Source organism: Melaminivora alkalimesophila (genome assembly GCF_000282995.1).
GTDB lineage: Bacteria > Pseudomonadota > Gammaproteobacteria > Burkholderiales > Burkholderiaceae_C > Melaminivora > Melaminivora alkalimesophila.
Genome location: NZ_ALEE01000474.1, coordinates 1 through 8,686, shown reverse-complemented (window position 1 = coordinate 8,686; position 8,686 = coordinate 1). Strand labels below are relative to the sequence as shown.

Sequence of the window (8,686 nt, the reverse complement as noted above, 5' to 3'; positions counted from 1 at the left end):
GGCAGCCCGCCGATGCCTGAGCCGATGATGCAGCCGATGCGCGTGGCCAGCTCTTCGTCCAGCGCCTCGCCCGTGGGCAGGCCGGCGTCACGCACGGCCTCCTCGGCCGCGGCGATGCCGAAATGGATGAAGGCATCCATCGTGCGCGCATCCTTGGCGCTCAGGTAGGCGTCCAGATCGAACCCCTTGACCTCGCCGGCGATCTTGCAGGCGAAGTTCGTCGTATCGAACTTGGTGATGAGGTCGATGCCGGACTGGCCGGCGAGGATGTTGGCCCAGGCGTCTGCCACCGTGTTGCCCACGGGGGTGACGCAGCCCAGGCCGGTCACGACAACGCGACGACGGCTCATGCGTGAAAACCTTGTAGCTGTTCTGGCGGGGCGGCGCGCCCCCGGGCTGGGATCAGCCCTTGTGGTGGGTGTTGGCGTAGTCGATGGCGTTTTGCACCGTGGTGATCTTCTCGGCGTCCTCGTCCGGGATCTCGATGCCGAACTCGTCTTCCAGAGCCATCACCAGTTCCACCGTGTCCAGCGAGTCGGCACCCAGGTCGGCGACGAAGGCCTTCTCGTTGGTGACCTGGGACTCTTCCACGCCGAGTTGCTCGGCGATGATCTTTTTGACACGTGCTTCGATATCGCTCATGGGTTTCCCTCAAGGGGTTGTGAATGAATCCGCGATTCTAGCCGCTTCGGGGAGGCTCCCCCGGTGCGGCCGGCCGCGCGGAAGATCCGGCCCAAAACCGCTGTGCTCACATGTACATGCCGCCGTTGACGTGCAGCTCCTGGCCCGTCACGTAGCCGGCGCCATCGGACGCGAGGTAGGCGACGGCGTGCGCGATGTCCTCGGGACGGCCCAGCTCGCCCAGCGCGATCTGCGCGCGCAGCGCCTTCTTCTGCTCCTCGGGCAGCTCGGCCGTCATGTCGGTGGCGATGAAGCCCGGCGCCACGCAGTTCACCGTGATGCCGCGGCTGCCGAGCTCGCGCGCCAGCGCACGCGTCATCCCGGCCACGCCCGCCTTGGCGGCGGCGTAGTTCGCCTGGCCCGGGTTGCCCGAGGCGCCGACCACGCTGGTGATGCTGATGATGCGCCCGAAGCGCTGCTTCATCATGGGGCGGATGGCGGCGCGGCTGGCGCGGAACACGGCCTTCAGGTTGGTGTCGATGACCGCGTCCCAATCTGCGTCCTTCATGCGCATGGCGAGCGTGTCGCGCGTGATGCCGGCGTTGTTGACCAGCACGTGCAGGCCGCCGTCTTCCTTGGCGATGGATTCCACCAGTGCCTCGACGGCGGCGCCGTCGGTGACGTCCAGGCGCACGCCGCGCCCACCGCGGGCCGCCAGGGCGGCGCCGATGCGCGCGGCGCCCTCGTCGGTGGTGGCGGTACCGATCACGGTGTAACCGCGCGCGGCAAGCTCCGCGGCGATCGCGGCGCCGATGCCGCGCGTGGCGCCGGTCACCAGCGCGATCCGGGGAGAAGTGGTTGCAGGGGCGTTCATGCCAGCAGCTCCTTGGTCTCGGCGAGCGTCGCCGGGTCGTACAGGGACGCGCCGACCAGCTCGGGGTCGATGCGGCGGGTCATGCCGGCGAGGACCTTGCCCGGCCCGCACTCGACGATGTGGGTTGCGCCAAAGCGCGCCTTGAGCGCCTGCACGCACTCCACCCAGCGCACCGGCCGGTATGCCTGGCGGTACAGGGCGTCGCGGATGGCGTCGGCCTCCTGCGGCGCGGCCACGTCCACGTTGTTGAGCACCGGGAACTGCGGCGACGCCAGTTCGAGCTCCGCCAGCGCCGCGCGCAGCCGCTCGGCCGCCGGCTTCATCAGGCTGGAGTGGAAGGGCGCCGAGACCGGCAGCGGCAGCGCGCGCTTGGCGCCCAGGCCCTTGAGCAGCTCACAGGCCCGGTCCACGCCGGCCCGGGTGCCGGCAATCACGGTCTGGGCCGGGTCGTTGAAGTTCACGGCCTCGACCACCTCCGGGGAGCCTGCGCCAAATTCCTGCTGCGCCTGGGCGCAGCCTTCGATGACCTTCTCGGCCGGCAGGCCGAGGATGGCCGCCATGGCGCCGGCGCCCACGGGGACGGCCTCCTGCATGGCGGCGGCGCGCAGGCGCACCAGCGGGGCAGCCTGGGCGAGCGTCAGCACGCCGGCGGCGACCAGCGCGGAATATTCGCCCAGCGAGTGGCCGGCCACGGCCGCGGGCAGCGCCCCGCCCTCGGCGCGCCAGGCGCGCCACGCCGCCACCCCGGCCACCAGCATCACGGGCTGGGTGTTGGTGGTCAGCGCCAGCGCCTCCTTCGGGCCACCGGCGATCAGTGCCCCCACGTCCTCGCCCAGGGCAGCGGAAGCCTCGGCCAGCGTCTCGCGCACGGCGGGGTGGTCGCCCCAGGCGTCGAGCATGCCCACCGACTGCGAGCCCTGTCCGGGAAATACGAATGCGAAGTTCTTTGCCATGGATCCTCGTCCCCAATGAAAACCACCCGCAGGCCGCGCACCGCCGGCGCGGCCGGGGCCCTTACATCCGGAGCAGCACTGCGCCCCAGGTGAAGCCGCCGCCCACACCCTCAAGCATCACCGTCTGGCCCGGGCGGACCTGGCCGGCGCGCACCGCGTGGTCCAGCGCCAGCGGAATGGAGGCGGCCGAGGTGTTGCCGTGCTGGTCCACCGTGACCACCACCTTGTCCATGGGAAGCTTCAGCTTGCGCGCCGTGCTCTGCATGATGCGGATGTTGGCCTGGTGCGGGATCAGCCAGTCGATGTCGGCCTCCGTGAGCCCGGCCTTGTCGAGCACGGCGCGGGCGGCCTTTTCCAGCACCCCTACGGCCAGCTTGAACACTGCCTGCCCATCCATGGTCAGCAGCGGGCTGCCCAGCACCTGGCCGCCATAGACGTTGCCCGGCACGCACAGGATGCCCACGTGGCTGCCGTCGGCGTGCAGGTCGCTGGCCAGGATGCCAGGCTCGTCGGACGCTTCCAGCACCACCGCACCGGCGCCGTCGCCGAACAGCACGCAGGTCGTGCGGTCGCGGAAGTCCAGGATGCGGCTGAAGACTTCCGATCCCACCACCAGCGCGCGCCGCGCGGTGCCGGCGCGGATCATGGCGTCGGCCACCGTGAGGGCGTAGACGAAGCCGCTGCACACCGCCTGCACGTCGAAGGCCGGGCAGCCGTGCGCGCCCAGCTTGTGCTGCAGGATGCAGGCGGTGGAGGGAAAGACCATGTCCGGCGTGGACGTGGCGACGATGATCAGGTCGATGTCCTGCGGCGCGCAGCCGGCCGCGGCCAGCGCCTGGCGGGAAGCCTCCAGCCCCAGGTCGCTGCTGGCCACGTCGCGCTCGGCGAAGTGGCGCGCGCGGATGCCGGTGCGCTCGACGATCCACTCGTCGGAAGTCTCGATGCCGTCGGCGGCCAGCTGGGCCACCAGGTCGGCGTTGCTCACTCGGCGCGCAGGCAGGCTGCTGCCCGTGCCGACAATACGGGAATAGGCTGTCATCAATGCGGGGACGGCGGTGTCGCGCCCGGAACGCTGGCCATGTCGGGGGCCGCAGGCAGCACCGCCGCATGCGCGACCCGCGTGCGCACACGCTCGAGCAGGTTGTTGCGGGCCGCATCATACGCGCGGTTGAGCGCCTGCTCGAAGGCCAGCGCATCGGCCGAGCCGTGGCTCTTGAAGACCAGGCCGCGCAGACCGAGCAGCGCCGCACCGTTGTAGCGGCGATGGTCCATGCGCCGCTTGAGCGCCGCCAGCACCGGGTAGGACACCACGGCAGCTGCGCGCGTCAGGAGGTTGCGCGAGAACTCTTCCTTCAGGAAGCCACCGATCATCGACGCCAGACCCTCGATGGTCTTGAGCGCCACGTTGCCGACGAAGCCGTCGCAGACCACGATGTCGGCTGCGCCCTTGAAGATGTCGTTGCCCTCGACGTTGCCATGGAAGCAGATATCGCCACGCGCGGCCGCGGCGCGCAGCAGCTCCCCGGCGCGCTTGATCTCCTCGCTGCCCTTGATGGCTTCCTCGCCGACGTTGAGCAGGCCCACCCGGGGCTGCGGGTCGTCGTTGAGCACCGAGACCAGGGCCGAGCCCATGATGGCGAACTGCAGCAGGTGCTCGGCCGTGCAATCGACGTTCGCGCCCAGGTCGAGCACCGTGGTGGCGCCGCCGCGCATGTTCGGGATCTGCGTGGCGATGGCCGGGCGGTCGATGCCGTCGAGCGTCTTGAGCAGGTAGCGCGCGATCGCCATCAGCGCGCCGGTGTTGCCCGCCGACACGGCCGCCTGGGCGCGCCCCTCCTTGACCTGGAGGATGGCGACGCGCATGGAGGAATCCTTCTTGCGCCGCAGCGCCGCCTCCACGGGCTCGTCCATGCCCACCACCTCGGACGCCGGCACGACCTCGGCGCGCTCGTGGGCGAAGCCCTGCAGGCGCTCGGGGCGCCCGACCAGCAGCAGCCGGGCCTCGGGGTGGTGGTTCAGGAACTGGCGGCACGCGGCGAGCGTGACGTCGGGGCCGTGGTCGCCCCCCATGCAGTCGACAGCCAGTGTGATCATCGGCGGGTTGCTTGGAGCCGCTCGAAGCGGACGGAAGAAAAGGACAGGAAATGGGGCCGCCATTTTGGCAGCCCCCAACGACAAAGGCCCGCGCTACGGAATTCGTAGCCGCGGGCCTTGCGGAAAACAGCGCGGTGCGGGGCGCGCGCTCAGTCTTCGCTCTTGCTCTTGATCACCTGGCGCCCACGGTAGTAGCCGTTGGGGCTGATGTGGTGGCGCAGGTGCGTCTCGCCAGTGGTCGGCTCGACGGCGATGCCGGGCGTGTCGAGGGCGTTGTGCGAGCGGTGCATGCCGCGCTTGGAAGGGGACTTCTTGTTTTGCTGAACAGCCATGGTCGGCTCCTGGGCTTGAAGGGGTTTGGATGGATGAGAACGCGATCAGCCCATTGAAGACACGAGGGGTTTCGCGCGAAGCCCGCCATTATAGCGGATGCCCGCCAAGGGGCGAGGCGCCTCGGTCATCCGGTCTTCTTGCCCAGGCCCGCGAGCGCCGCGAAGGGGTTGGGGACCTCGGCGCTGGCCGCCTCGAAGTCCTCGTCGCTCGAGGCCATCGGCACATCCACGGGGCAGCTCTCGTGCAGCGGCACCAGGGGCAGCGCCATGATCAGCTCGTCCTCGATCAGCTCGCGCAGGTTGAAGTCGCGGCTCAGGACCAGCAGGTCTTCCTCGCTGTCGGCGTCCAGCGCCTCGGCCGTCGCCTCGTCGGCGACGAAGCGAAATTCCCGCTCGACCGACAGCGGCACGTCCACCGGCTGCAGGCAGCGCTGGCAGGTGAGCGGCACGGTGGCCTGGGCCTTCAGGCGCAACCAGATCTGGCCGCCGATGCCGTGTGTGGTGCGGATCTGGCCATCGGCGCTCCAGTCCACGCGCAGGTCTGGGTGCAGGCCCTGCGCCTCCTCGGCCAGGCGCTGGTAGCGCAGCAGGGTGTCGTGGCCGGACAGGTGGCCCCCGGCCTGCGCGAAGGCCTTGACGTCCAGCCGGTCTGGGGAGTGTTCCTTGGGCATGGTGGGCAGTGTAAGAGAATCGCGCGATGCCGACGCCGATCCCGCCCCCCCTGCCCCGCCCCCTGGTCCTGGGTTCCACCTCGCGCTACCGGCGCGAGCTGCTGGAGCGCCTGGGCCTGCCCTTTGAGACTGCTGCGCCCGAGGTGGACGAGGCGCCCCGGCCGGGCGAGGCGCCGCGGGAGCTGGCACGGCGCCTGGCGCTGGCCAAGGCGCGCGACGTCGCGCAGCGCCGGCCCGAGGCGCTGGTCATCGGCTCGGACCAGGTGGCCGACCTCGGCGGCGAGCCCCTGGGCAAGCCGGGCGACCACGTGCGCGCCACCGCGCAACTGAAGCGCATGCGCGGGCAGGTGGTGCTGTTCCACACGGCGGTGGCGGTGGTGTGTGCCGGGATCGGTTTCGAGCAGGTGGAGCTGGCGCCGGTGCGCGTGCGCTTTCGCGACCTCTCTGACGCGGAGATCGAGCGTTACCTGCGCGCCGAGCAGCCCTACGACTGCGCCGGCAGCGCCAAGAGCGAGGGGCTGGGCATCAGCTTGCTGGAATCCATCGACAGCGACGACCCGACGGCGCTCATCGGGCTGCCGCTGATCGGCACCTGCCGGCTGCTGCGCGCGGCCGGGCTGACGCTGCCATGAGCGCGAACACCCCACCGGGGACGCTCTACCTGGTGCCGGCGCCGCTGGATTTCGGCTGCGACGCGCAGGCGCCCCTGAGCGAAGTGCTGCCCGAGGGCACGCTGCGCCAGGCGGCGCGGCTGACCCACTGGGTGTGCGAGAACGCCAAGAGCCTGCGCGCCTACCTCAAGCGCATCGAGGCCCTGCACCCGCTGGCCGCGCCCCTGCAGCAGCAGCACATCGCCGAGCTGCCGCGCGCCATCCACAAGAAGGGCGACCACGGCGGGCCGGGCAGCGCGCAGGCGGATGCCTCGGCGCTGCTGGCGCCCCTGCGCGCAGGCCACGACATGGGGCTGGCGAGTGAGGCCGGGATGCCGGCCGTGGCCGATCCGGGCAGTTCGGTGGTGCGCGCCGCGCACGACGCAGGCGCGCGGGTGGTGCCGCTGGTGGGGCCGGTGTCGCTGCTGCTGGCGCTGGCGGCCAGCGGCCTGAACGGCCAGAACTTCGCCTTCGTCGGCTACCTGCCGCAGGAGGCGGCGGCGCGCGCGCAGCGCATCCGCGAACTCGAGGCGCTGGCGCTGCGCACCGGGCAGAGCCAGCTGTTCATCGAGACACCCTACCGCAATCCGGCGCTGTGGCAGGCCCTGCTGGAGCAGCTGCGGCCCGACACGCGCCTGGCGGTGGCGCAGGGCCTGACGCTGGCGCAGGCCCGGGTGCAGAGCCGGCGCGTGCAGCACTGGCGGGCGGATGCGCAGCCGCCCGACCGGCAGGTGCCGGCGGTGTTCGCCATCGGAGCGTGAGCCCGCGCGGCGCGCTCAGCGCAGCTGCGGCACCTGCAGCGCCGCCATCGCCTTCATGGCGCCCGCGCCCACTGCCGCGCCGAACTTGCGCGCCAGGCGCTCGGCCACGTTGTCGCGGCGCGTGTAGTCGATGACCTCCTCGGCCTTGACCACCTCGCGCGCCACGTAGTCCAGGTTGCCCAACCCGTCCGCGAGGCCCAGTTCCACCGCCTGCTGACCGGTCCAGAACAGGCCGCTGAAGGTCTCGGGCGTGTCCTTCAGGCGTTCGCCGCGCCCGGCCCGCACCACGGCGATGAACTGCGCGTGGATCTGGTCGAGCATCGCCTGGGCGTACTCGCGCTGGCGCTCGCTCATGGGGCTGAAGGGGTCGAGGAAGCCCTTGTTCTCGCCGGAGGTGATGAGGCGGCGCTCCACGCCCAGCTTGTCCATGGTGCCGGTGAAGCCGAAGCCGTCCATCAGCACGCCGATGCTGCCGACGATGCTCGCCTTGTCCACGAAGATGTCGTCGGCGGCAGCGGCGATGTAGTAGGCGGCCGAGGCGCAGGTTTCCTCGACCACGGCGTACACCGGCTTGCCGTGCTTGGCCTTCAGGCGCACGATCTCGTCGTTGATGATGCCCGCCTGCACCGGGCTGCCGCCGGGCGAGTTGATGAGCAGCACCACCGCCTGCGAGCCCGCATCCTCGAAGGCGCTGCGCATGGCGGCCACGACGAATTCGGCGCTGGCCTCGTTGCCGGCAGCGATCTCGCCCTTGATGTCGACCACCGCGGTGTGGGGCGTGCTCTTGGCGGCTCCGGCGATGTCGCGCGAGGCGACGGTCCAGACGAGGGCGCCGACGAGCAAGATCCAGGCGAAGCGCCAGAAGATGCGCCAACGGCGCGCCGCGCGCTGTTCGGCGAGGGTGCCGAGCACCAGCTTTTCCAGCACCTCGCGCTCCCATCCGGGGGATTGGGCGCCGCGCGCGGGGCGGGTCTTGCCGGGGTCGGCCGCTGCCCCCCACAGGTCGGGCGGAGCGGGTCGGTCGGGCTGCGAACCGTCGGGGCGGGAGGGGGTGGGCTCGGTCATGGTGTCGGGGGGTTGAGGCCTCGGCTCACGAGGCCAGCGGTTGCAGCAGGGGCGCAGTATGCCAGTGCACGGCGCCGCCCTCTTCGCTCAGCTCCACGCGCACCAGGCTGCCGCGGCAGGGACCGGAGGCGCAGGCGCCGGTGTCGGGCTCGTAGCTCGCGCCGTGCGTCGCGCACAACAGCCAGCGGCCGGTGTCGTCGAAGAAACGCCCCTCCTGCCAGTCCATCTCCATGGGCACGTGGGTGCAGCGGTTGAGGTAGGCGTGCACCCGGCCCCGGTAGCGGATCGCGAAGGCGCGCAGGCGCTCGCCGGTGTAGGCCACGTCGAAGGCAACGGCCGGCCCGCCATCGACGAGCTCGCCGCTGGCGCACAGGTAGATGCGCTCCGTGTCGGGGGCGGCGGGGCCGGGCATCAGGCGTTTCCTTCCAGCCACTGGTGCAGTTCCTGTACCGAATGCGCCACGCACAAGGGCCCCAGCTCGGCAAAGCCCCGCGTGCTGTGCGCGCCGTAGCCCACGCCCACGCTAGCGCACCCGGCGGCGCGCGCCATCTCCAGGTCGTGCGTGGTGTCGCCGATCATCAGCGTGCGCTGCGGCGCCACGTCGAACTCGGCCATCAGCTCCTGCAGCATCAGGGGATGCGGCTTGCCGGCGGTCTCGTCGGCGG

At 71.2% G+C, this 8,686-nt stretch carries 13 protein-coding genes; 2 read left to right on the top strand and 11 right to left on the bottom strand.

Annotation, left to right across the window (positions count from 1 at the left end):
* The 8 genes from A612_RS09265 to A612_RS09230 all read right to left on the bottom strand — a co-directional run.
* On the bottom strand, positions 1-350 hold a 350-nt coding region (locus A612_RS09265; protein ID WP_277422523.1), incomplete at its 3' end, for a beta-ketoacyl synthase N-terminal-like domain-containing protein.
* 52 nt (positions 351-402) lie between these two features.
* Entirely contained in the window at positions 403-642 is a 240-nt protein-coding gene (gene acpP, locus A612_RS09260; RefSeq protein ID WP_019374217.1) for an acyl carrier protein, read from the bottom strand.
* Between the two features lie 106 nt (positions 643-748).
* A complete protein-coding gene (fabG, locus tag A612_RS09255; protein ID WP_040436482.1) occupies positions 749-1,495 on the bottom strand; it encodes a 3-oxoacyl-ACP reductase FabG in 747 nt (248 codons plus the stop codon).
* A complete protein-coding gene (fabD, locus tag A612_RS09250; RefSeq protein WP_019374215.1) occupies positions 1,492-2,448 on the bottom strand; it encodes an ACP S-malonyltransferase in 957 nt (318 codons plus the stop codon). The genes fabG and fabD overlap by 4 nt, the downstream gene beginning before the upstream one ends.
* Before the next feature lie 61 nt (positions 2,449-2,509).
* Complete coding sequence (locus A612_RS09245) at positions 2,510-3,487, bottom strand: beta-ketoacyl-ACP synthase III (RefSeq protein WP_019374214.1); 978 nt, start codon at positions 3,485-3,487, stop codon at positions 2,510-2,512.
* Positions 3,487-4,542 carry a phosphate acyltransferase PlsX gene (gene plsX / locus A612_RS09240; protein WP_019374213.1) on the bottom strand — a complete coding sequence of 352 codons (1,056 nt, stop codon included), beginning with the start codon at positions 4,540-4,542 and terminating at the stop codon, positions 3,487-3,489. The genes A612_RS09245 and plsX overlap by 1 nt, the downstream gene beginning before the upstream one ends.
* A gap of 149 nt (positions 4,543-4,691) precedes the next feature.
* Positions 4,692-4,874, bottom strand: coding sequence for a 50S ribosomal protein L32 (gene rpmF, locus A612_RS09235; protein WP_019374212.1), 183 nt, complete (start codon positions 4,872-4,874; stop codon positions 4,692-4,694).
* A gap of 125 nt (positions 4,875-4,999) precedes the next feature.
* Positions 5,000-5,545 carry a YceD family protein gene (locus A612_RS09230; RefSeq protein ID WP_019374211.1) on the bottom strand — a complete coding sequence of 182 codons (546 nt, stop codon included), beginning with the start codon at positions 5,543-5,545 and terminating at the stop codon, positions 5,000-5,002.
* Positions 5,546-5,571: 26 nt separating this feature from the next.
* Here A612_RS09230 and A612_RS09225 point away from each other — a divergent pair, with 26 nt between their 5' ends.
* Both A612_RS09225 and A612_RS09220 read left to right on the top strand, forming a co-directional pair.
* Complete coding sequence (locus A612_RS09225; RefSeq protein ID WP_019374210.1) at positions 5,572-6,177, top strand: Maf family protein; 606 nt, start codon at positions 5,572-5,574, stop codon at positions 6,175-6,177.
* Positions 6,174-6,956 (top strand): SAM-dependent methyltransferase, encoded by a 783-nt coding sequence (locus A612_RS09220; RefSeq protein ID WP_040436481.1) that lies wholly within the window; start codon positions 6,174-6,176, stop codon positions 6,954-6,956. The genes A612_RS09225 and A612_RS09220 overlap by 4 nt, the downstream gene beginning before the upstream one ends.
* 15 nt (positions 6,957-6,971) lie before the next feature.
* On the opposite strand, the gene A612_RS09215 is transcribed toward A612_RS09220, so the two are convergent.
* The 3 genes from A612_RS09215 to A612_RS09205 form a co-directional block, all read right to left on the bottom strand.
* Entirely contained in the window at positions 6,972-8,021 is a 1,050-nt protein-coding gene (locus tag A612_RS09215) for a S49 family peptidase (protein ID WP_040436480.1), read from the bottom strand.
* A 25-nt stretch (positions 8,022-8,046) separates the two neighbouring features.
* Complete coding sequence (locus A612_RS09210) at positions 8,047-8,433, bottom strand: Rieske (2Fe-2S) protein (protein WP_019374207.1); 387 nt, start codon at positions 8,431-8,433, stop codon at positions 8,047-8,049.
* Positions 8,433-8,686 (bottom strand): HAD family hydrolase (locus A612_RS09205; protein WP_019374206.1); only part of this gene is annotated, 254 nt, incomplete at its 5' end. The genes A612_RS09210 and A612_RS09205, both read right to left, overlap by 1 nt.

Bases quoted from the DNA above. Each gene is read 5' to 3' on its own strand.
- acpP (WP_019374217.1), bottom strand. From the start codon at position 642: ATGAGCGATATCGAAGCACGTGTCAAAAAGATCATCGCCGAGCAACTC.
- fabG (WP_040436482.1), bottom strand. From the start codon at position 1,495: ATGAACGCCCCTGCAACCACTTCTCCCCGGATCGCGCTGGTGACCGGC.
- fabD (WP_019374215.1), bottom strand. From the start codon at position 2,448: ATGGCAAAGAACTTCGCATTCGTATTTCCCGGACAGGGCTCGCAGTCG.
- A612_RS09245 (WP_019374214.1), bottom strand. From the start codon at position 3,487: ATGACAGCCTATTCCCGTATTGTCGGCACGGGCAGCAGCCTGCCTGCG.
- plsX (WP_019374213.1), bottom strand. From the start codon at position 4,542: ATGATCACACTGGCTGTCGACTGCATGGGGGGCGACCACGGCCCCGAC.
- rpmF (WP_019374212.1), bottom strand. From the start codon at position 4,874: ATGGCTGTTCAGCAAAACAAGAAGTCCCCTTCCAAGCGCGGCATGCAC.
- A612_RS09230 (WP_019374211.1), bottom strand. From the start codon at position 5,545: ATGCCCAAGGAACACTCCCCAGACCGGCTGGACGTCAAGGCCTTCGCG.
- A612_RS09225 (WP_019374210.1), top strand. From the start codon at position 5,572: ATGCCGACGCCGATCCCGCCCCCCCTGCCCCGCCCCCTGGTCCTGGGT.
- A612_RS09220 (WP_040436481.1), top strand. From the start codon at position 6,174: ATGAGCGCGAACACCCCACCGGGGACGCTCTACCTGGTGCCGGCGCCG.
- A612_RS09215 (WP_040436480.1), bottom strand. From the start codon at position 8,021: ATGACCGAGCCCACCCCCTCCCGCCCCGACGGTTCGCAGCCCGACCGA.
- A612_RS09210 (WP_019374207.1), bottom strand. From the start codon at position 8,433: ATGCCCGGCCCCGCCGCCCCCGACACGGAGCGCATCTACCTGTGCGCC.